18 protein-coding genes are annotated in these 21,806 nt (G+C 71.9%); 5 read left to right on the top strand and 13 right to left on the bottom strand.

Going from position 1 to position 21,806, the window contains the following annotated elements; translation table 11 throughout:
* Window positions 1-256 precede the first annotated feature (256 nt).
* Window positions 257-2,365, bottom strand: coding sequence for an excinuclease ABC subunit UvrB (gene uvrB, locus ABZ793_RS14065; protein WP_357456757.1), 2,109 nt, complete (start codon window positions 2,363-2,365; stop codon window positions 257-259).
* 278 nt (window positions 2,366-2,643) lie between these two features.
* On the opposite strand from uvrB, the gene ABZ793_RS14060 reads away from it, so the two are divergent.
* Complete coding sequence (locus tag ABZ793_RS14060; protein WP_357456755.1) at window positions 2,644-4,158, top strand: hypothetical protein; 1,515 nt, start codon at window positions 2,644-2,646, stop codon at window positions 4,156-4,158.
* A gap of 72 nt (window positions 4,159-4,230) precedes the next feature.
* Here the strand turns inward: ABZ793_RS14060 and coaE are convergent, their stop codons facing one another.
* Both coaE and rpsA read right to left on the bottom strand, forming a co-directional pair.
* Window positions 4,231-5,412: a dephospho-CoA kinase gene (gene coaE, locus ABZ793_RS14055; RefSeq protein ID WP_357456843.1), complete on the bottom strand. Its 1,182-nt coding sequence runs from the start codon at window positions 5,410-5,412 to the stop codon at window positions 4,231-4,233.
* A 318-nt stretch (window positions 5,413-5,730) separates the two neighbouring features.
* Window positions 5,731-7,221, bottom strand: coding sequence for a 30S ribosomal protein S1 (gene rpsA / locus ABZ793_RS14050; RefSeq protein ID WP_350709219.1), 1,491 nt, complete (start codon window positions 7,219-7,221; stop codon window positions 5,731-5,733).
* A gap of 398 nt (window positions 7,222-7,619) precedes the next feature.
* On the opposite strand from rpsA, the gene ABZ793_RS14045 reads away from it, so the two are divergent.
* The 4 genes from ABZ793_RS14045 to ABZ793_RS14030 are packed head-to-tail and all read left to right on the top strand — an operon-like array spanning window position 7,620 to window position 9,766.
* On the top strand, window positions 7,620-8,426 hold the full coding sequence (locus ABZ793_RS14045; RefSeq protein WP_357456752.1) for a class I SAM-dependent methyltransferase: 807 nt from the start codon (window positions 7,620-7,622) through the stop codon (window positions 8,424-8,426).
* A 55-nt stretch (window positions 8,427-8,481) separates the two neighbouring features.
* Window positions 8,482-9,084: a Uma2 family endonuclease gene (locus ABZ793_RS14040; RefSeq protein WP_357456750.1), complete on the top strand. Its 603-nt coding sequence runs from the start codon at window positions 8,482-8,484 to the stop codon at window positions 9,082-9,084.
* A 45-nt stretch (window positions 9,085-9,129) separates the two neighbouring features.
* On the top strand, window positions 9,130-9,351 hold the full coding sequence (locus ABZ793_RS14035) for a DUF2945 domain-containing protein (RefSeq protein ID WP_357456748.1): 222 nt from the start codon (window positions 9,130-9,132) through the stop codon (window positions 9,349-9,351).
* On the top strand, window positions 9,338-9,766 hold the full coding sequence (locus ABZ793_RS14030; protein WP_357456746.1) for a DUF3140 domain-containing protein: 429 nt from the start codon (window positions 9,338-9,340) through the stop codon (window positions 9,764-9,766). Before ABZ793_RS14035 ends, ABZ793_RS14030 begins: the two co-directional genes overlap by 14 nt.
* A gap of 188 nt (window positions 9,767-9,954) precedes the next feature.
* On the opposite strand, the gene polA is transcribed toward ABZ793_RS14030, so the two are convergent.
* From polA to ABZ793_RS13980, 10 genes are all read right to left on the bottom strand, one after another.
* Entirely contained in the window at window positions 9,955-12,654 is a 2,700-nt protein-coding gene (polA, locus tag ABZ793_RS14025) for a DNA polymerase I (protein ID WP_357456744.1), read from the bottom strand.
* A 106-nt stretch (window positions 12,655-12,760) separates the two neighbouring features.
* Window positions 12,761-13,570 (bottom strand): amino acid ABC transporter ATP-binding protein, encoded by an 810-nt coding sequence (locus ABZ793_RS14020; RefSeq protein ID WP_357456742.1) that lies wholly within the window; start codon window positions 13,568-13,570, stop codon window positions 12,761-12,763.
* On the bottom strand, window positions 13,567-14,547 hold the full coding sequence (locus ABZ793_RS14015) for an amino acid ABC transporter permease (RefSeq protein ID WP_357456740.1): 981 nt from the start codon (window positions 14,545-14,547) through the stop codon (window positions 13,567-13,569). Before ABZ793_RS14015 ends, ABZ793_RS14020 begins: the two co-directional genes overlap by 4 nt.
* 3 nt (window positions 14,548-14,550) lie before the next feature.
* Complete coding sequence (locus ABZ793_RS14010; protein ID WP_350709233.1) at window positions 14,551-15,462, bottom strand: ABC transporter substrate-binding protein; 912 nt, start codon at window positions 15,460-15,462, stop codon at window positions 14,551-14,553.
* Between the two features lie 33 nt (window positions 15,463-15,495).
* Window positions 15,496-16,206: an ABC transporter ATP-binding protein gene (locus ABZ793_RS14005; protein ID WP_350709235.1), complete on the bottom strand. Its 711-nt coding sequence runs from the start codon at window positions 16,204-16,206 to the stop codon at window positions 15,496-15,498.
* On the bottom strand, window positions 16,196-16,987 hold the full coding sequence (locus ABZ793_RS14000) for an ABC transporter ATP-binding protein (RefSeq protein ID WP_350682488.1): 792 nt from the start codon (window positions 16,985-16,987) through the stop codon (window positions 16,196-16,198). Before ABZ793_RS14000 ends, ABZ793_RS14005 begins: the two co-directional genes overlap by 11 nt.
* 46 nt (window positions 16,988-17,033) lie before the next feature.
* A complete protein-coding gene (locus ABZ793_RS13995; protein WP_357456737.1) occupies window positions 17,034-18,143 on the bottom strand; it encodes a branched-chain amino acid ABC transporter permease in 1,110 nt (369 codons plus the stop codon).
* Window positions 18,140-19,090 carry a branched-chain amino acid ABC transporter permease gene (locus tag ABZ793_RS13990; protein ID WP_357456735.1) on the bottom strand — a complete coding sequence of 317 codons (951 nt, stop codon included), beginning with the start codon at window positions 19,088-19,090 and terminating at the stop codon, window positions 18,140-18,142. The genes ABZ793_RS13995 and ABZ793_RS13990 overlap by 4 nt, the downstream gene beginning before the upstream one ends.
* 107 nt (window positions 19,091-19,197) lie before the next feature.
* On the bottom strand, window positions 19,198-20,358 hold the full coding sequence (locus ABZ793_RS13985) for a branched-chain amino acid ABC transporter substrate-binding protein (protein WP_357456733.1): 1,161 nt from the start codon (window positions 20,356-20,358) through the stop codon (window positions 19,198-19,200).
* Between the two features lie 259 nt (window positions 20,359-20,617).
* The gene (locus ABZ793_RS13980) at window positions 20,618-21,787 is read right to left on the bottom strand and encodes a hypothetical protein (RefSeq protein ID WP_357456731.1); all 1,170 of its coding nucleotides are present in this window, start codon (window positions 21,785-21,787) and stop codon (window positions 20,618-20,620) included.
* Window positions 21,788-21,806 lie beyond the last annotated feature (19 nt).

Genomic DNA, 21,806 nt, shown 5'->3' with positions numbered 1-21,806 from the left:
CGCGTACCGCAATCGAGGCTAGTCGCCCCCGTTGCCGGCCGGGCCCCGCCGGCCGCCCGTCAGGGCCGGTACGCGCCGAACGCGCAGACGTCGCCTGCCAGGTCCCGGGCGGTGCGGTACCCGGGCGTGACCGGGCCCGGCGCCCGGGTACCGCCTACGCCCGGTGGAAGCGCGCGGTGGTCTTCGGCGACGGGCCGGCCCGTGGCCGAACCGCACGGCGAGGAGCCGACGGAGCCGCCAGCCCGTCGCCGGGCGGTCACTTCACGCCGGCGGCGTCCATGCCGCGCAGCTCCTTCTTCAGGTCGGCGACCTCGTCGCGGATCCGGGCGGCCAGCTCGAACTGCAGCTCCCGGGCCGCGGCCAGCATCTGGTCGTTGAGCTCCTGGATGAGCTGGGCCAGCTCGGCCCGGGCCATCCCCTCCCGCGCGGGCCCGGCGCCGCCGGCCCGGCCGCGACTGCGGGTCTCCTTCACCGGCGCCTTGCCCCGGGACATCTGCCGCACCGCCCCGCCGACCCGACTGTTCTCCGTGTCCTCCGCCTCGCGGTAGATGTCGTCGAGGATGTCGTGGATCTTCTTGCGCAGCGGCTCCGGGCTGATGCCGTGCGCCTCGTTGTGCGCGATCTGCTTGGCCCGCCGCCGGTTGGTCTCCTCGATCGCGTCCGCCATCGACGGAGTGATCTTGTCCGCGTACATGTGGACCTGGCCGGAGACGTTGCGGGCCGCCCGGCCGATGGTCTGGATCAGCGACCGGCCACTGCGCAGGAAGCCCTCCTTGTCGGCGTCGAGGATGGCGACCAGCGACACCTCGGGCAGGTCGAGGCCCTCCCGGAGCAGGTTGATGCCGACCAGCACGTCGTAGTCGCCCTTACGCAGCTCGCGCAGCAGCTCCACCCGGCGCAAGGTGTCGACCTCGGAGTGCAGGTAACGCACCCGGATGCCGTTCTCCAGGAGGTAGTCGGACAGGTCCTCGGCCATCTTCTTCGTCAGCGTGGTGACCAGCACCCGCTCGTCGCGCTCGGTGCGCAGCTTGATCTCGTGCATCAGGTCGTCGATCTGGCCCTTGGTGGGCTTCACGACGACCTCGGGGTCGATCAGGCCGGTCGGCCGGATCACCTGCTCGACGAACTCGCCCTGGGCCTGCTCCAGCTCCCAGGGGCCGGGCGTGGCGGACAGGAAGACCATCTGGCCCACCCGCTCCAGGAACTCGTCGAACCGCAGCGGCCGGTTGTCGGCCGCGCTGGGCAGCCGGAAGCCGTGGTCGATCAGCATCCGCTTGCGTGACGCGTCGCCCTCGTACATGCCGCCGATCTGCGGGATGGTCACGTGCGACTCGTCGACGACTGTCAGGAAGTCGTCGGGGAAGTAGTCGAGCAGGCAGTGCGGCGGGCTGCCCGGCAGCCGGCCGTCGATGTGCATCGAGTAGTTCTCGATGCCGGAGCAGAAACCGACCTGCCGCATCATCTCGATGTCGTAGGTCGTGCGCATCCGCAGCCGCTGGGCCTCCAGCAGCTTGCCCTGCCGCTCCAGCTCGGCCAACCGCTCGCCCAGCTCGGCCTCGATGTCGCGGATCGCCCGCTCCATCCGCTCCGGGCCGGCCGCGTAGTGGGTGGCCGGGAAGATCAGCAGGTGGTCGACCTCGCGGACCACGTCGCCGGTGAGCGGGTTGAGGTAGTAGAGCTTCTCCACCTCGTCACCGAAGAGCTCGATCCGGACGGCCAGCTCCTCGTAGGCCGGGATGATCTCCAGCGTGTCGCCCCGGACCCGGAAGGTGCCCCGGTTGAAGGCCATGTCGTTGCGCGAGTACTGGATGTCGACCAGGCGGCGCAGCAGCTGGTCGCGGTCGAGCTCCTGCCCGACGGCGACGCGCACGGCCCGGTCGAGGTATTCCTCCGGGGTGCCCAGGCCGTAGATCGCCGAGACGGTGGCCACCACCACCACGTCGCGCCGGGTGAGCAGCGACATCGTCGCCGAGTGCCGCAGCCGCTCGACCTCCTCGTTGATCGAGGAGTCCTTCTCGATGTAGGTGTCGGTCTGCGGGATGTAGGCCTCGGGCTGGTAGTAGTCGTAGTAGGAGACGAAATACTCCACCGCGTTGTGCGGCAGCAGCTCGCTGAACTCCTTGGCCAGCTGCGCGCAGAGCGTCTTGTTGGGCGCGAGCACCAGCGTCGGCCGCTGCAACCGCTCGACGAGCCACGCCGTGGTGGCGCTCTTGCCGGTGCCGGTCGCGCCGAGCAGCACCGTGTTGCGGTCGCCGCGTCGGACCCGACGCTCCAGGTCGTCGATGGCCGCCGGCTGGTCGCCGGCCGGCTGGAAGTCGCTGACGACCTGGAAGCGGCCGTCGAGCCGGGGAATGTCGAGCGCCATGACCTCAACGGTACGCCGGGGGTCCGACACCCCGCGCCGACTACGGACGGTCCCTGATCGGCTTCGATATTGCCATTGTGTGGCCGATCTCACGGGACTACGCTCTCGGTGTAGGCCGCTCGCGGCGGCCGACCGGGCAGGCGGCCAGGCCCTCAGCGGCCGGCCCGCCCCGGCACAGGGGTCGCAGCACCCGGCACGCCCGGCGTGCGCACCCGACGTGGTCGCGCCCGAGGCGCTGACCGGCCGCCGCGAGCGCCCCTGCTCGTCACCCTGCGACGGTGAATCCCGTTCAACCATCCGTGGACACCTCCGCCGCCCGGGCCGCCCGTCCCGACCAGACCTCCCCGCCGCGGGACCACCCGCCGCACGACGACGCCCACACCGAGGCCGTCCCGCGGGTGCTGACCGGCCGCCGGCGCACCACCCTGCTGGTGCTCGCGGTCGTGGCCGTGCTCTCCGCGGCGGCGCTGGTCGCGGGGCTGCTGAGCTGGTCGCCCGACCGGTCGGAGCCGTCCCGGGCGCTGACCGGTGACGAGCGCGAGCGGCTGGCCGCGATGCGGGTCACCAACCACCGCGACCTGCGGGCCGGGGTGCGGGTGACGACGGGCACCGGGTCCGACCGCACCGAACTGGTCGGCTGGGTCGACTGGTCGCGGCCGCTGGTCTACCTGGACGTCGGCGGGCCCGGCGCGGGCGCCGAACGCGGCCTGCTGCAGGCCACGCCGACCGTGGCCGTGCTGCGGCCCGACCCGTCGGCGGTGCCCACCGCCGCACCGCCTCCGCTGGTGCCGCCGGCGGACCGCTGGCGGCTGCACGACCCGTCCGGCGGGCGAGGGGTCGCCGCCGTGCTCGACCTGCTCTTCCGGCTCGGCGCGGACCGCCCCGAGCAGCCCTCGGAGGCCGCCCGCTGGGTGGGCCGCGCCACCGTCGGGGCGGAGCCGGTCGACATCCTCCAGGCGCCGTCGGCCCCGGGCACGCCATCGCCACCTGCGTCCGCGGCGACGGGCGACCACCCGCGCTACTGGCTGGACCGCGACGCCCGCCTGCACCGGCTGGAGACCGGACTGCCCGGCGTCGGTCCGGTCACCGTGCAGCTCATCCGCACCGACCGGCCGACGCTGCGGCCGGTCGACGCGCTCGGCGGCCGGCCCGGGCAGCCCCGCGCCCTGACCGCCGGGGAGCGGAACCGGCTGGACCGGTTGCCCGCCCGGCTCCGCGCCGCCGGCGGCGCCGCCGTCACCCTCACCGCGCCCCTGGCCGCCGACACCAACCTGCGCGGCGCCGGCTGGGTGAGCTGGGCCGGCCGGGCCGCGTACGTGGCCGTCACCGACCTCGGCGCACCGGAGCGACGGGCGCTGCTGCGCGTCGACGGGACGGACGTGACCCGGGCGGAGGTCCCCGCCACGACGGTTCCCGGCACGGTGGAGGCACCCGGCCCGCCCCCGCTGCCGCCGCCCGCCCGGGGCTGGCGGGCCGACCCGACGCGCGCCGACGACCTGGGCCTGCTGCTCGACGCGGCGCTGCGGGCCGCCCGGTCGACCGCGTCGCGGGGCGCCACCCTCCGGGTGCGCGGGGACAGCCTCTCCGGCAGGACCGTGGACGTGGTCGAGCTGCGCCCGTCCGGGGCGCTGCTGCGCTACTGGATCGACCGGTCCGGCGTGCTGCGCCGGGTGGAGCTGCGTACCCGGTCGGGCGCCTGGGCCCAGCTCGACCTGACCCCCGGCGCGGTGCCCCGGTGGCCCGCCGCCCGGCCGGCGCCGCAGCGCCCGGAAGCGCCGGCCGCCGGGCGGTGACCGACCGGGGTCAGGGTCGCCGCCGGGGCGACATCAGGACCCGACGCGCCGACGACGGCGGCCGGGGACCGGTCAGGGGCGCCAGCCGGTCTGCGCCGCCCATTCCTCGGCGCGCAGGTGCTCCTCGTCGAACCATGGGTCCTTCGCCGTGGTGTAGGTGGCGCTGTCCGGGGCCGAGGCGGCCAGTTCCCGCTTCAGCAGCAGGTAGGCCGCCCGCTGGTCCGGGTCGGCACGCAGGTGGTCGCGCATCAGCAGCGCGTACCGCCAGCCGGGCGAGTCCACGGCGCGGACGTGCAGGTACACGGGGCGGCCCGGGTCGGCGCTGCCGTGCAGCCGCTTCTCCCACCGGCCGCTGCCGGGCAGTCGGGGGTTGTCCCACCAGTCGCCGGGCAGGCGCGGGAAGCCCGCGGCGGCGAGCCGCTCGGCCAGCGGGCCGTCCGCGTCGGCGAGGGTCGGCACGGTGAGCTGGATGTCGATCACGTCCTTGGCGGCGAGGCCGGGCACCGCGGTGGAACCGATGTGGTCGATCCGCAGGTCGGCGGGGGCGATCGCGTGCCGGATCCGGGCGGCGAGCCGCGCGTACTGCTGCGGCCAGGTCGGATCGGCCTCGGTCAGCACGACGCGGTGCGGTCGCACCGGTCGCCGCTCGCGCAGGTTCGCCTCGTAGGGCAGCAGCCGCTCCTGCCACAGCGCGTCGACCGCCGCGTGCAGGTCGGCGAGGCTGCCGTCGTTGGTCAGCACCACGTCCGCCGCGGCCCGGCGTCGGGCGTCGTCGGCCTGCGCGGCGATCCGCCGCTCGGCCTCCGCCCGGTCCATCCCGCGGTCGCGGGCCAGCCGCGCCAACCGGGTGGCCACCGCCGTCTGCACCACGACCACCAGGTGGTACGTGGGCGCAAGCCCCACCTCCACCAGCAGCGGCACGTCGTTGACCACGATCGCGTCGGGCACCGCCGCGGCGGCCAGTTCGGCCGTGCGGGCCCGTACGCGGGGATGGATGATCCCCTCCAGCCGGCGCCGGGCCGCCTCGTCGGCGAAGACCACCGCGCCCAGCGCCGCCCGGTCGAGGGCCCCGCCGGCGTCGAGGACCCGGTCGGAGAAGGCCGCGACGATCTCGGCCAGTCCGTCGGTGCCCGGCGCCACCACCTCCCGGGCCACCTGGTCGGCGTCGATGACCACCGCGCCCCGCTCGGCCAGCCGGGACGCCACCGCGCTCTTGCCGGATCCGATCCCCCCGGTCAACCCCACCATCAGCACCGGACCAGTCAACCCGATCTTCCCCGCCCCGCCAAACCGGGCCGGTGCCCGCGCCCGGCACGCCCACCACGCCGGACGGTGGCCGGCTGGGCCACGGTCTGGCTGGCCGCCGAGTGGATGGGCCCGGCCTCCGGGCCCCACCGACACGGACGGGCCCGGCCCCACCGGAACGAACCGGCCGGTGCCTGGGGCCGCCGGAACGGCGCCGAGCGGCCGGCCCGCCGGAGCGGGGGCCGGGAGGGGCGGGCAACGGCGAGGGCCCCGCCCCCGGCGATCTCGCGATCGCGGGGACGGGGCCCTCGTCCGTCGTTCAGCGGGTCACTTGCCGCCGGCGAGCTTCTCCCGCAGAGCGGCGAGCGCCTCGTCGGTGGCCAGGGTGCCGGCCGGCTCTTCGGCCTGCCGGCTCGGGGCCGCGCTGGTCGAGGTGGTGGTGCCACCGGTGACGGCCGGAACCGGGTTGGCAGCGGCCTCGGCGTCGGCGGCGCGGGAGGTCTGCACCTGCTTGGTGTGGGCCTCCCAGCGCTGACGGGCCTCGGCGTACTGGTTCTCCCAGGTCTCGCGCTGCTTGTCGTACCCCTCGAGCCACTCGCCCGTCTCCGGGTCGAAGCCCTCCGGGTAGATGTAGTTGCCCTCGGCGTCGTAGGTCGCGGCCATGCCGTAGAGGGTCGGGTCGAAGTGCTCCTCGCCCTCGACGAAGCCCTCGTTGGCCTGCTTGAGCGACAGCGAGATCCGGCGGCGCTCCAGGTCGATGTCGATGACCTTGACCATGACCTCGGAGCCGACCTGGACGACCTGCTCCGGGATCTCCACGTGGCGCTCGGCCAGCTCGGAGATGTGGACCAGGCCCTCGATGCCGTCGTCCACCCGGACGAAGGCGCCGAACGGCACCAGCTTGGTGACCTTACCCGGCACGATCTGCTGGATCGCGTGGGTGCGGGCGAACTGCCGCCACGGGTCCTCCTGGGTCGCCTTCAGCGACAGCGAGACCCGCTCGCGGTCCAGGTCGACGTCCAGGACCTCGACCTCGACCTCCTGGCCCACCTCGACGACCTCGGACGGGTGGTCGATGTGCTTCCAGGACAGCTCGGAGACGTGCACCAGGCCGTCCACGCCGCCCAGGTCGACGAACGCGCCGAAGTTGACGATCGAGGACACGACGCCCTTGCGGACCTGGCCCTTCTGCAGCTTGTTGAGGAACTCGGTGCGCACCTCGGACTGCGTCTGCTCCAGCCAGGCCCGGCGGGACAGGACCACGTTGTTGCGGTTCTTGTCCAGCTCGATGATCTTGGCCTCGAGCTCGCGGCCGACGTACGGCTGCAGGTCCCGCACCCGACGCATCTCGACCAGGGAGGCGGGCAGGAAGCCGCGCAGCCCGATGTCGAGGATGAGGCCGCCCTTGACCACCTCGATGACCGAGCCGCGGACGACGCCGTCCTCGTCCTTGATCTTCTCGATGGTGCCCCAGGCCCGCTCGTACTGCGCCCGCTTCTTGGAGAGGATCAGACGCCCCTCCTTGTCCTCCTTCTGGAGGACCAGGGCCTCGATGTGATCACCAACCGAAACGACCTCGGCCGGGTCCACGTCGTGCTTGATCGACAACTCCCGAGAGGGGATGACGCCCTCGGTCTTGTAGCCGATGTCGAGCAGGACCTCGTCCCGATCGACCTTGACGACGGTGCCTTCGACAATGTCGCCGTCGTTGAAGTACTTGATGGTCTCGTCGATCGCGGCGAGGAAAGCCTCCTCGGAACCGAGATCGTCGTGGGTGACCCGGGTGGCGCTCGAGGGGGCCTCGATGCTGCTCGTCATGTGGGCGGTTGCTCCGGTCGGATGGTGTGTCACAGCAGGCTGGTGTCGCGGTGACCTGTTCGCGCCAGCGGATCCGTCGCCGGGCACACCGAAGATCGAGTGAGATCATGGAGGTAACTCCGCCAGTGGTCCCGGAGACCGCGCACCTGCTCCCTGCCGAGGCACACGATCCGCGAGCGCATCGTCTAGCCTACCCGCTGCATTACCACAGCGTGCAAGGCCTCCCGCCCTCTCGCCGCCTCGCCACCTGCGAAAGCGGAGATTTCGGTAGGAAGCTGCCCCACCTGTCGCGTCCGTCACAAGGGCACCACCGGAAACCGTAGCGCCACTCCCGTTCCGCCGCGCCCGGGGGCCCGCCGCCCCGTCGCGCCCGACAGGAGAGGCACTAGCGTGAGCGGGTGGACGACGACAGCAGCCGGGTGACCCGGCGCCGGGTGGGCGACGCCGAGGCCCGGCGCGCCAGCCGCCACTGGTGGGACACCGACGCGGACGACTACCAGGCCGAACACGGCGGCTTCCTCGGCGACCTCGACTTCGTCTGGTGCCCGGAGGGGGTGCGCGAGGCGGACGTACGGCTGCTGGGCGACCTGACCGGGCGGCGGGTGCTGGAGGTCGGCTGCGGCGCCGCGGCCGCCGCGCGGTGGCTCGCCACCCGGGGCGCCCGGCCGGTCGCCATGGACCTGTCCGCCGGCATGTTGCGGCACGCCGCCCTGGCCGCCGCGCGCACCGGCGTACGCGTGCCGCTGGTGCAGGCCGACGCGCTGGCGCTGCCCTTCGCCGACGCGGCGTTCGACACCGCCTGCACGGCGTTCGGGGCGATCCCGTTCGTGGCCGACTCGGCGGCGGTGATGCGCGAGGTGTTCCGGGTGCTGCGCCCCGGCGGTCGCTGGGTGTTCTCGGTGACCCACCCGATGCGGTGGATCTTTCTCGACGACCCGGGTGAGGGCGGGCTGACCGCCACGCACTCGTACTTCGACCGCTCCCCCTATGTGGAGCAGGACGAGACCGGCGCGGCCACCTACGTCGAGCAGCACCGCACGCTCGGCGACCGGGTCCGGGAGATCGTGGGCGCCGGGTTCGACCTGGTCGACCTGGTCGAGCCGGAGTGGCCCGAGGGGCACGAGGGGATCTGGGGGCAGTGGAGCCCGCTGCGCGGCCGCCTCTTCCCCGGCACTGCCATCTTCGTCGCCGAGAAGCCCGCCTGATGAGCCGGACAGTCGGTGCGACGTCCGGGGCCGCCGGCAGGGTTACGCTGAGCCGGTGAGCGCCGAGCCGATCGCGACACCACCTGGCCCCTGGTGTCCTGACCCGATCCGGCAGCAGCGTGCGGACTACACGCTGGAGGACCTGCTCAACCTGCCGGACGACGCCCCGCGCGTCGAACTCGTCGACGGAGTCATCCAGGTGACACCCTCCCCCACCCTGGGCCACCAGGACATCTCCAGCCTGCTCTGGCTGTGGCTGCGGACCCACGCCCCCGCCCACCTCCGCGCCGCTCAGGCCGTCGGCGTGGCCCTCAACGCGAACACCAGTCGACAGCCGGACGTGCTCCTGCGCCGGGCCGAGGTGACCCCCGACCGGTCACTGCTCGTGCCTGACGACGTCATCCTCGCCGTGGAGGTGGTGTCCCCGGGTACGCGGCGTACCGACAGGTTCGCCAAGCCGGGTGAGTACGCCGCCGCGGGCATCCCGTTCTACTGGCGCATCGAACAGGATCCCGTGCACCTGCACGCCTACCGCCGGGGCGAGCGGCTCGGGCCGGGCGGAGAGCGGCAGTACGAACTGATCACCGACAGCGCCGAGCTGGTCGAACTCAGCGAGCCGTTCGAGATCAAGCTGCCGATCGCCGAGATCACCCCGTAGCCGGTCCCCCCGTTTCCTGGCATCGACGCCGGGTACCCACCCGGCATGGCCGAGCAGAACGAGTTCCGCAAGGGTGACCACGTCTCCTGGGCCAGTCACAGCGGCCGGGCGTACGGCGTGGTCAAGGAGAAGCTGATCGACCGGACGCACGTGCGCGGGCACGCCGTGAACGCGTCCCCGGAGCACCCGCAGTACCGGATCCGCAACGACGACTCGGGCCGGGACGTCGCCCACCGACCGGAGGTGCTGCGCCGTGAGCGGGGGTGACGAGGGCCGGGACGTCTACCGGGAGTTCACCGAGGCGGTGAACATGAAGCCGGGCGAGCTGTCGACGTGGCTGGAGACCGAGGAGTCCAAGCACGTCGGGTGGCGCAAGGGCACCAAGGGCGGCGAGTCCGTCGGGCACGAGTCCGGCCGGAAGATCATCGACCTGCTGCGGCGCAGGCGTGACCAGCTCTCGGAGGCCGACTACCGGCACATGCGCAAGGTCGTCGGGTACGTCCGGCGGCACATGGCGCAGCGACCCAGCGGCGACGTGCGCCAGACCCGGTGGCGGTACTCCCTGATGAACTGGGGTCACGATCCCGTCAAGGCCCCGCTTCCGCCGCCCGGCGGACCGTCCCGGAAGGCCCTGGAGCGGCACGGCGCCCCTCCGAAGGCCCGCCGGGGGCCGGGACGCTGAACCGGACCCGGCCACGACGCCCGGCAGGGGTGGTACGCCGGACCGGGCCAGCGCGTAGGACCACGAGCCGATGTGGGTCTCGGGACGACGCCGACCGCGACGGTTCCATGGCAGCCCGACCCGCGCAGGGATCAAGCCTGACCGCCGGCAGCGGCTCGGGCTGCCCCGGAACCCCACCACGAAGACGCTCAGTGGTCGGCGCTGTTCCAGTCCCGCCCCTCGCCGACCGACACCTCCAGCGGCACCGACAGCGGGTACGCCCCGCCCATCTCCCGCCGCACCAGCGCCTCGAGGGCCTCCCGCTCGCCCGGCGCGACCTCGAACACCAGCTCGTCGTGCACCTGGAGCAGCATCCGCGAGCGCAGGCCGGCCTCGCGCAGCGCGGTGTCGACGTGCAGCATGGCCACCTTGATGATGTCGGCGGCCGAACCCTGGATCGGCGCGTTGAGCGCCATCCGCTCGGCCATCTCCCGGCGCTGCCGGTTGTCGCTCACCAGGTCGGGCAGGTAGCGCCGGCGACCCAGGATCGTCGAGGTGTAGCCGTCGTGCCGGGCCCGGGAGACGATCTCCTGGAGGTAGTCGCGCACCCCGCCGAAGCCGGCGAAGTAGTCCTCCATCAGCCCGCGCGCCTCCTCGGCGGTGATGCCGAGCTGCTGGGAGAGGCCGAACGCGCTCAGCCCGTACGCCAGGCCGTAGTTCATCGCCTTGATCTTGCGCCGCTGGTCCGCGGTGACCTCGTCGAGGGGCACCCCGAAGACCGACGAGGCGGTGGCGGCGTGGAAGTCGGCGCCGGAGTTGAACGCCTCGATGAGCGCGTCGTCCGACGACAGGTGCGCCATGATGCGCATCTCGATCTGGCTGTAGTCGGCGGTGAGCAGGCACTCGTAGCCCTCCCCGACGACGAAGGCGCGGCGGATCCGCCGGCCCTCCTCCGTGCGGATCGGGATGTTCTGCAGGTTGGGCTCGGTCGAGGAGAGCCGGCCGGTGGCCGCCACCGTCTGGTTGAACGTCGTGTGGATGCGCCCGTCGTCGGAGACCGACTTGAGCAGCCCGTCGACGGTGGTCTTGAGCTTGGCCACGTCCCGGTGGCGCAGCAGGTGGGCCAGCACCGGGTGCGGGTTCTGCGCGTGGAGCCACTGCAGGGCGTCGGCGTCGGTGGTGTAGCCGGTCTTGATCTTCTTGGTCTTGGGCAGGCCCAGCTCGCCGAAGAGGATCTCCTGCAACTGCTTCGGCGAGCCGAGGTTGAACTCGCGCCCCACCGCCGCGTACGCCCCCTGGGCGGCGGCCTTCACCTCGGCGGCGAAGTGCGCCTCCAGCTCGGAGAGGTAGTGCGTGTCGGCGGCGATGCCGGTGCGCTCCATGCCGGCGAGCACCCGCATCAGCGGCAGCTCCACGCCGGCCATCAGCCGGGCGGACTGCTCGCCGTCGCGGGAGAGCTCGGCGTCGATGGCGTCGGCGAGGTCGAGGGTGGCCCGGGCCTGGAGCATGAGGTTCTGCTCCGCCTCGCCGTCGTTGCCGAGGCCGTCGAGGGTGAGCTGGCCGGTCTCCGGCGCGTCGACCCGCAGCTCGCGGTGCAGGTAGCGCAGGGCCAGGTCGGTCAGGTCGTAGGAGCGCTGGTCGGGGCGGGCCAGGTAGGCGGCGATCTGGGTGTCGCGGAGGATGCCCTCCAGGCGCCAGCCGTGCGCGGCGGACGCGAGCACGGCCGGCTTGCTGTCGTGCAGCACCTTGGGCCGTGCCTCGTCGGCCAGCCAGGCCGCCACGGCCGCCTCGTCGGCCGGGTCCAGGGTGGCGGGGTCGAGCCAGGCCGCCGCGCCGCCGGCGGTCGCCAGGGCCATGCCGGTCACGGAGGCGGTGTGCCGGCGGTTGGGCCCGGTGTCGAGCTTCACCGCCACGCCCACCGGGGTGCCGGTCGGCGCGTGCGTCTCCAGCCACCCGGCCACGGCCCCGGGCGCGGTGAGCACCTCGCCGGTGAGGTCGAAGCCGGACTCGGCCTCCGGCTCCACGGCCTCCAGGTACTGGTAGAGCCGGTCGCGCAGGATGCGGAACTCCAGGGTGTCGAAGACCTGGTGGACCGCCTCGCGGTCCCATCCCTCCCAGCGGGCGTCCTCGGGGCGCAGCGGCAGCTCCAGGTCGGAGACGAGGCAGTTGATCTCGTAGTTGCGGATCACGTCGGCGAGCCGCTCGCGCAGGCTGTCGCCGGCCTTGCCCTTGATCTCGTCGGCCCGCGCGATGACCCCGTCGACCCCGCCGTACGTGTTGATCCACTTCGCGGCGGTCTTCGGGCCGACGCCGGGGATGCCGGGCAGGTTGTCGCTGGTCTCGCCGACCAGGGCGGCCAGGTCGCGGTAGCGCTCGGGGGCGACGCCGTACTTCGCCTCGATCGCCGCCGGGTCCATCCGGGCCAGGTCGGAGACGCCCTTGCGCGGGTAGAGCACGGTGATCCGGTCGCCGACGAGCTGGAAGGCGTCCCGGTCGCCCGTGCTGATCAGCACCGACATGCCCTGGTCGCGGGCCTGGCAGGCGAGGGTGGCGATGATGTCGTCGGCCTCGTAGCCCTCCTTCTCCACCACCGGGATGCGCAGCGCCGCGAGGACCTCCTTGACCAGGCTCACCTGGCCCTTGAAGTCGGTCGGGGTCTCGCTGCGGCCGGCCTTGTACTCCGCGTACTTCTCGGTGCGGAAGGAACGGCGGGAGACGTCGAAGGCGACGACGATGTGCGTCGGCTGCTCGTCGCGCAGCACGTTGATCAGCATGGACGTGAAGCCGTAGACCGCGTTGGTCGGCTGACCCGTGGTGGTGGAGAAGTTTTCCACCGGCAGGGCGAAGAACGCCCGGTATGCCAGGGAATGTCCGTCGACGAGGAGCAGGCGCGGCGTCGTAGCTGTCACGCGAGCGACTCTAGCCGCCCGCCCCGACAGTTCGGGACACCGGCACGGCCGCCATCGGCCCGGCGCGGACGCCGGCGCGGCCCGTACGGCCGCGCCGGCGTCCCCGTCACAGCACCTTGGCCAGGAACGATTTCGTCCGGTCGTGCCGGGGGTTGGCGATCACCTCGCGCGGGTTGCCCGACTCGACCACGACGCCGCCGTCCATGAAGACCAGCGAGTCGCCGACCTCGCGGGCGAAGCCGATCTCGTGGGTCACCACGATCATCGTCATGCCGTCGCGGGCCAGGTCCTTCATCACGTCGAGCACCTCGCCGACCAGCTCCGGGTCGAGCGCGCTGGTGGGCTCGTCGAAGAGCATCAGCTTCGGCTGCATGGCCAGCGCCCGGGCGATCGCCACCCGCTGCTGCTGGCCACCGGAGAGCTGACCGGGATAGTTGCCGAGCTTGTCGCCCAGCCCCACCCGCTCCAGCAGGGCGGCGGCCCGGTCGCGGGCGGCGGCCTTCTTCGCCCGGCCCAGCAGCACCGGCGCCTCGGCGACGTTCTGCAGGGCGGTCATGTGCGGGAAGAGGTTGAACCGCTGGAACACCATGCCGATCGAGCGGCGCTGGGCGGCCACCTCCTTCTCCCGCATCTCGTGCAGCTTCCCGCCGCGCTCGCGGTAGCCGATCAGCTCGCCGTCCACCCAGATCCGACCGGCGTTGATCTTCTCCAGGTGGTTGATGCAGCGCAGGAACGTCGACTTGCCGGAGCCGGAGGGGCCCAGCAGGCAGCAGACCTCGCCGCTGCGGACCTCCAGGTCGATGCCCTTGAGCACCTCGACCGACCCGAACGACTTGTGCACCTGCTCGGCCCGGACCATCGGCCCGGACTCCGCCGTGGGCGCGCCGGCCTGGGCCGGCGCCGTCACCTTGGTCATACGCCGTCCACCTTCCCGGTCGCGCCGCCCGCCTCCGCGGCGATCCCGCGCAGCTTCGTCTTCGCCCGCCCGCTGCGCCCGACGCCCCTGGAGAAGTGCCGCTCCAGGTAGTACTGCCCGACCAGCAGCACGCTGGTCAGCAGCAGGTACCACAGGGTCGCCGCGACCAGCATCGGAAAGACCTGGAAGGTCCGGCTACCGACGGCCCTGAGCTGGAAGAACAGCTCGGCCGAGACGGGCACGAAGGCCACCAGGGAGGTGTCCTTGAGCATGGCGATGGTCTCGTTGCCGGTCGGCGGGACGATCACCCGCATGGCCTGGGGCAGCACGATGCGGCGCAGGATCTGCCCGCGCCGCATGCCGAGGGCCTGCGCGGCCTCCGTCTGCCCCTCGTCGACCGACTGGATGCCGGCCCGGACGATCTCCGCCATGTAGGCGGCCTCCGACAGGCCGAGCGCCAGCATGCCGGCGACGAACCCGGTGAGGAGGTCCACGGAGGAGAAGCCGAACAGCCGCGCCTCGAAGTCGTCGACCCCGAACAGGGCGCCGATCTGCCGGTCGAAGGGCAGCCCGAACTCGATCCGCGCCCAGAGGATGCCCAGGTTGCCGAAGAGGATCGCCAGCACCAGCCGGGGCACCGCCCGGAAGAACCAGGTGTACGCCCAGGCGACGCCGCGCAGGATCGGGTTCTCCGACAGCCGCATGATGGCGAGGACGATGCCCAGCACGATGCCGATCAGCATGGCGGTCAGGAGCAGCGCGATGCTGCCGCGCACCCCCTCCATGATCGGCGGGCGGAACATCTCGTCGACCATGAACGACCAGTTGAATGCCTTGTTCGTCACCAGCAGGTGGACGAACATGGCCACCAGCACCCCGATCACGGCGACGGCGACCCACCGCCCGGGATGCCGCACGGGCACGGCCTGGATGGGTTCCGGCCGTGCCCGCTCGGGTGTGTCTGTTTGGACCGACATGGGTCAGCTGGTCGGGTTCAGCGCCGGGGTCGTGATGGCGCCGCCCTCGACGCCCCACTTCTTCAGCGCGGTCTCGTAGCTGCCGTCGGCGATGACCGCCTGCACGGCCTCCTTCAGCACCTCGGCGAACGCGGCCTGGTCCTTCTTCACCGCGTAGCCGTACGGGGCGGACTCGTAGATGTCGCCGAGCAGCTCCAGCTGGCCGTTGCTCTGCTTCACCGCGTACGCGCCGACCGGCGAGTCGGCCAGCATGGCGTCGTCCTTGCCGCTGACCACGGCGGCGGTGGCGTCGCTCTGCGCCTGGTACTGGTCGATGGTGATCGCCGGCTTGCCGGCGTCGGTGCACTTCTTCGACCGGGCGGTGATGTCGTCGAGCTGCACGGTGCCGACCTGCACGGCGATCTTCTTGCCGCAGGCGTCGTTCGGGTCGATCTTGGCCGGGTTGCCGGCCTTCGTCGCCCACTGGGTGCCGGCGGAGAAGTAGCTGACCATGTTGACGGTCTTCATCCGCTCGGCGTTGATGGTGAACGAGGAGACGCCGACCTCGTACTTGCCGGAGTCCACGCCGGGCAGGATCGAGTCGAACGGCGCCGACTCGTACTCGGCCTTCAGGCCGAGCTTCTGCGCGACGGCGTTGAACAGCTCGACGTCGAAGCCGACGACGGTCTTGCCGTCGGCGTCGAGGAACTCCGCCGGGGCGTACGTCGAGTCGGTGCCGACCTTGATCACGCCGTCGGCCTTGATGGCGTCGGGCACCTTCGCCGCCAGCGCCGAGTCGGCGGCGGCGGTGACGCTGGGTCCGGCGCCGGGCTGCTCGGTGCTCTCCTTCTCGCCGCAACCGGCGAGCGAGAGGGCGAGCAGCGCGGCACCCGCGGCGCCGAGCACGGCCCGGCGGCCACCAGAGATGTGGAACATGTCGTTCTCCTTGCGATGAGGGGTGGCGGCCGGTCAGGCCACGCCGAGGTAGGCCTCTTTGACCGCCGGGTCGTGCAGCAGGTCCGCACCGGTCCCGCTCTTGACGATCCGGCCGGTCTCCAGCACGTACGCCCGATGCGCCCGGGCCAGGGCCTGCTGGGCGTTCTGCTCGACCAGCAGGATGGTGGTGCCCTGTTCGTTGATCTCGGTGATGATGTCGAAGATCTGCTGGATCAGCATCGGTGCCAGACCCATCGAGGGCTCGTCGAGCAGCAGCAGCTTCGGTCGGCTCATCAGCGCCCGGCCGACGGCCAGCATCTGCTGCTCGCCGCCGGAAAGGGTACCCCCGGCCTGCTTGCGTCGCTCCGCCAGGCGCGGGAACAGGTTCAGCACCCGGTCGAGGTCCTGGGCGATGCCCGCCCGGTCCCGCCGGGTGTAGGCGCCCATGTCCAGGTTCTCCAGCACCGTCATGCCCGGGAAGATGCCCCGGCCCTCCGGCGCCTGGCACAGCCCCCGCCTGACCCGCAGGTCGGCCCGGAGCTTGGTGATGTCCTCACCGTTGAACCGGATGCTCCCGCTGGCGACCGGCCGGATCCCGGAGATCGCCCGCATGGTGGTCGACTTGCCGGCGCCGTTGGCGCCGATCAGGGCCACGATCTCGCCCTCGTCCACCGTCAGGCTGATGCCGTGCAGCGCCTGGATCCGCCCGTACAGCAGGCTCACGTCGTCGATCTCAAGCAGCATCGTCCGGCACCCCCAGGTACGCCGCGATCACCTTCGGGTTCTCCCGCACCTCGGCGGGCAGCCCCTCGGCGATCTTCTTTCCGAACTCCAGCACCACGATCCGGTCGGTGACCCCCATGACCAGGCGCATGTCGTGCTCGATGAGCAGCACGGTCACGCCGGTGTCCCGGATCTGCCGGATGAGCTGGAGCAGCTCCTCCTTCTCCGCCGGGTTGAAACCGGCGGCCGGCTCGTCCAGGCAGAGCAGCACCGGATCGGTGGCCAGCGCGCGGGCGATCTCCAGCCGCCGCTGCTCGCCGTAGGAGAGGTTGCGGGCGAACTCGTGCATCCGCTTGCGGATGCCGACGAACTCCAGCAGGCGCTCGGCCTTCTCCCGGCCCTCGCGCTCCTCCTTCCAGTACCGCGGCAGGCGGAACAGCGCGGAGATGACGCTGGTCTTGTGGTGCGCGTCCGCGCCGACCAGGACGTTCTCGAGCGCGGTCATCTCGGGGAAGAGGCGGATGTTCTGGAACGTCCGCGCCATGCCCATCTTGGTGATCTGGTGCCGCTTCTTGCCGCTGATCTTCTGGCCACGGAACCGGATCTGCCCCTCGGTGGGCTGGTAGATGCCGGTCATCGCGTTGAAGCAGGTGGTCTTGCCGGCGCCGTTCGGCCCGATCAGACCGAGGATCTCCCCCTTGTAGAGGGTGAAGTCCACCTCGTTCAACGCGACCACGCCGCCGAAGCGCAGCGTGACGTTGTCGACCTCCAGCAGCGGCTCCCGGGTGGGCACCGCCTCCACGGCCGGCGCGCCGGCCTGCGCCGGGACGGCCGGCGTCTGCTCGGTGTCACTCACCGACGGTCACCTCCTTGCGGCGGTCCTTGAACTCCGCCGCACGTCGTCGGTTCGGGATCAGGCCCTCGGGCCGGAAGATCATCATGATCACCAGCACCAGGCCGAAGAACAGGAACCGGAACTCGTACAGCTCGACGCCGAACAGCTCGATGCCGCGGAACCGCTCGATCATGTACGCCACCAGGCCGCCGCCGACGATCGCGCCGACGATGTTGCCCGAGCCACCGAAGATGACCGCGGCCAGGATGATGATCGAGTTCAGCAGCTCGAAGTTCTGCGAGTTGACGAAGTTCTGCTTGCCCGCGAAGAGCGCACCGGCCAGCCCGGCGATCGCCGCACCCGCCGCGAACGCCCACAGCTTGAACTTGAACGTCGGCACGCCCATCAGCTGCGCCGCGTCCTCGTCCTCGCGGATCGAGATCCAGGCCCGCCCGACCCGGCTGTGGGTCAGGTTCCGCACCCCGATCACCACCAGGATGATCACCGTGAGCACCAGCCAGTAGTACGGCCGGGCGTCGAGCACGCCGAAGACCGGCCTCCCGTCGGCGTACTGGCCGGGCGGGTGCGGGATCTGGTTGAAGCCCCGCTGACCCTTGAGGAACTCCGAGCTGACCGCGCCGATCCGGATCATCTCGGCGAAGCCGAGCGTCACCAGCGCCAGGTAGTCGCCGCGCAGCCGCAGGGTCGGCGTACCGAGCATCACGCCGGACACCATCGTCAGGGCGATCGCCACCGGCACCGCCAGCAGCCACGGCCACAGCGTCTTGATGTCGCTGCTCGGCGAGGTCAGCACCGCCACGGTGTACGCGCCGACAGCGAAGAAGCCGAAGTAGCCGAGGTCGAGCAGGCCGGCGAAGCCGACCACGATGTTCAGGCCGACGGCCAGCAGCACGTAGATCGAGACGGTGAACATCACCTGGGTGAAGTTCGCACCGGGGGTCGGGATCGGCCCCAGGTACTGGTAGAACTCCTTGTTCGGCAGCGCGTAGAAGAACACGATCACCGCGGCGAGCAGCGCCCAGCGCACCCAACGCGGCGCGCCGCGCCACCGTTCCCCGGCCGCCTCGCGGCCGGAGCGCACCTTCTCCAGGACGGTCGTCATGCCCGCGCCCTCCCCAGCGACTCACCCAGCAGACCGGTCGGCCGGAACATCAGCAGCACCACCAGCACCGCGAACGCGGCGAAGTCCTTCCACTGGGTGCCGAACAGGCCGGAGGCGTAGTTCTCGATCACGCCCAGCAGCAGGCCGCCGACGAGCGCCCCGCGCAGGTTGCCGATGCCGCCCAGCACCGCGGCGGTGAACGCCTTGAGACCGAGCAGGAAGCCGACGCTGTAGGTGAGGGTCTGGATCCGCACGTCGTAGAGCAGACCGGCGACGCCGGCCATGCTGCCGCCAGCGATGAAGACCATCAGGATGATCCGGTCCTTGTTCACGCCCATCAGCGCGGCGGTGTTGGCGTCCTGCGCCACCGCCCGGATGCCTCGACCGACCCGGCTGCGGTTGATGAACAGATCCAGCGCGATCATCATCACCAGCGCGGACCCGAGGGTCAGCAGCTGAACGGCGTCGATCGGCACGCCGGCGATCTCGAACAGCGGCTTGGGGCTGACCAGGGCCGGGGCGCCCTCCGGGCGGCGGCGGGTCCACACGCCGAACGCCTCGGAGATGGCGATGGACGCGCCGATCGCGGTGATCAGGAAGGCCAGCGGCGGCGCGTTGCGCTTACGCAGCGGCCGGTACGCCACCCGCTCGATCACCGTCGCGGTGCCCGCCGAGGCGATCGCCGCGACGATCATCGCCACGAGCAGGTAGAACATGATCGAGCCGAGCCCGCTGACCTGCGAGTCCTGGTTGAGGCCGAATCCGTTCCAGGTCCAGATCGCCGCGAACGCGCCGGCGATGAAGACCTCGGAGTGGGCGAAGTTGATGAGTCTCAGCACGCCGTAGACCAGCGTGTAACCCAGCGCGACCAGGGCGTAGATCGCACCCTGCGTCAGGCCGGTCGTGGTGAGTTCTCCGAAGTTGGAGAACAGTCCGTCGAAGTTCAAGGGAGGGACGCTCCATCAGGGTCTGGAGAGAAAAAGGGGGTGCGGCCGGGAGCGAGCTCCCGGCCGCACCCGCGATCACAACTCAATCGCTGTAGCAGCGACCGGCGTCAGGACTTCGGGATCTCCTGATCCGGGACGACCTTGCCACCGACGACCTTGAAGGCCCAGACCTTGACCTGCGCCGGGTCGAGCTCGCCGCCCTCGACGAACTTGTAGCTCGCCGCGACGCCCTCGCCGCTGTAGCCCTTCACGAACTCCAGCAGGCCCGCACGGGTGGTCTTGCCCGCCTTGATGCCGGCGAGCAGGATGTTCGCCGCGTCGTAGGCCGTGTCGCTGTAGGTGCCCGGGTCGGTGCCGTTGAGGGCCTTGTACTCCTGGACGAAGGTGCCCCGAGCCTCGGCGGCCGGCGCGCACGGGCAGGTGAGGATGGTGCCCTCGGCCGCCGCCGCACCCGCGGAGGTGATGTACGCGGCGTCGTTCACGCCGTCACCGGCGATCAGCGGAGCGGTGACCCCGGCAGCGCTGAGCTGCTTGCGGATCAGGCCCGCCTCCTGGTAGTAGCCGCCGTAGAAGATGGCCTTCACGTTCGCGGCCTTGGCCTTGGTGACGACGGCGGAGAACTCGGTCTGCTTGCCCTCGCCCTGGACCTTGTCCGAGCCGACGACCGCCGGGCCGAGCAGCTTCTTGACCTCGTCGGCCAGGCCGGCGCCGTACGCGGACTGGTCGTCGATGACATAGACCTTGTCGGCCTTCAGGACGTTCTTGATGTAGTTGCCGGCCGCCGGGCCCTGGCTGAAGTCGTTGCCGACCGCGCGGAAGAAGGTCTTCCAACCCTGCTCCGCGAGGCTCGGGCGGGTCGCGGAGGGGGTGATGGTCACCAGACCGGCCTCGTTGAACAGCGGACCGGCGGCCTCGGACTCACCCGAGTAGGCCGGGCCGACGATGCCGAGGATCTTCGCGTCGTCGATGGCCTTCTGGGCCAGACCCGGGGCCTGGTCCGGGCTGCCCTGCGAGTCCAGAGAGACCAGCTCGACCTTGCAGTCGGCGTTTTCCTTGTTGTACTTGTCGACGGCCAGCTTGACGCCGTTGTTCTCGTTGATGCCGAGCGCCGCCGAGCTGCCGGTCAGCGCACCGAAGAACGCGATCTTGTTGCCACAGGCTTCCCCACCGGACGCCGTGTCGTCGCCACCACTGGAGCATGCGGTGCCGCCGGCGACGAGCGCCAGCATGGCCACCCCACCGATAACGCGCGCGAGCTTCTGCCTCAAGGCCCGAACCCTCCTCCGTCCCATGGTCCGAACCACCCGCTGCCTATTGGCCCTTGCGGGGGCGGACGAACCAGACCGTCGTCGCCGGTCTGGGGCCGGACGCTATCCCACCTTTCAGCTGTGACGAAAGCCCCAGCGGAGCGGGTTGACCGAACCGTTACACGCCGTGGCGGATTGGAAACGATCGCTGTAAGAACCGTCGGCCATGAATGCCCCTCGCCTTCGTTTCATCGGTAACGGGCAGGTCAGGGCCCACTCCCTACCGATCGACGACCGACAGCCCCGCCCACCAGGCACGCGACGCCTGGCCGTCATCGGCGACCAACACCAGTCGATCTCCCTGCGCCGCCACCGCCACCGCCGCGTTGCCGCCGTCGGGCACCACGGCAGGCATCGCCATCGTCCGCCACGAATCCCCCGAATCGACCGAGAGCCACAGTCCGTGACCGCCGCCGTCCCCGGTCACCGCCACCAGAGCACGCCCGGCCGGCACCAGACCGTCGACCGACGACACCCCCGGCCCCGGCACGCCGAACCCGCCGACCCGCCGCCACTCGTCCCCGGCCAGCCGCCAGGCCGCGAACCCCTCGCGCACCGGCCCGACCGCCACCAGCCCGCCGACGCCCACCAAGGCCACCCGCTGGGCCTGGCCGCGCCCGTCCGCCGCCGGCAACGCCACCCGCCGCCAGGCACGGCCGTCAGCCGAGGCCCACGCCAGGGGCGCCAGCGCGGTCGCGCCCGGCGGCAGCACCGCCCCCACCACCCACCAGCCCGACGGCACGGCCACCGCGTCGTACGCCACCGTCCGGCCGCGCCCGTCGCCGGCGAGCTCCGGCACGCCCTCCCGGATGGTGAACCGCTCACCGTCGGGGGACGTCCAGACCGCCGCGCCGTCGACCCGGGCCCCCGCGATCAGCCAACCCGCCGGCCCGGCGGCCAACCGCGTCACGCTCACCGCCCGCGGCCCCGCGTACAGCTCGAAAGGGGCCGGCACCTCCCGCAGCGCGCCGTCCGGGGCCTGCGCCCAGGTGCCCGTGCGGGGATTGCCGTGCACGCCGCCGTTCTTCGCCCCGAGCGCCGCCAGCCGCCCGTCCCGGCAGGCGGCCGCGTACAGCACGTGCTGGCGGCCGTAGAAGCTCGACGCGGCCACCGGCAGCGCCGACCACGCCCCGCCGTCGGCGCTGCTCCAGGCCGCCGGCCGCGTCTCACCCGCCGCGTCGGCCAGCCCGCCCACCACGTACCAGCGGCCGGCGCAGGCCACGGCATCGCGCAACAGCGGCCGGCCGGCCGCGCCCGGCGGCGCGGGCAGGGTCAGCGGCTGCCACGCCGGGCGCAGCGACTCGGCGGCGGGCTCCGCCGGGGCCCGGTCGCAGCCGGCCAGCAGCGCGGCGACGACACCGAACACCGCCACCAGCCGCCGGGACCACATGGGATCAGATGTTATCGAT

This window comes from Micromonospora sp. NPDC047465, assembly GCF_040643125.1.
Lineage (GTDB): Bacteria > Actinomycetota > Actinomycetes > Mycobacteriales > Micromonosporaceae > Micromonospora.
This window is presented reverse-complemented; position numbering and strand designations above follow the sequence as displayed.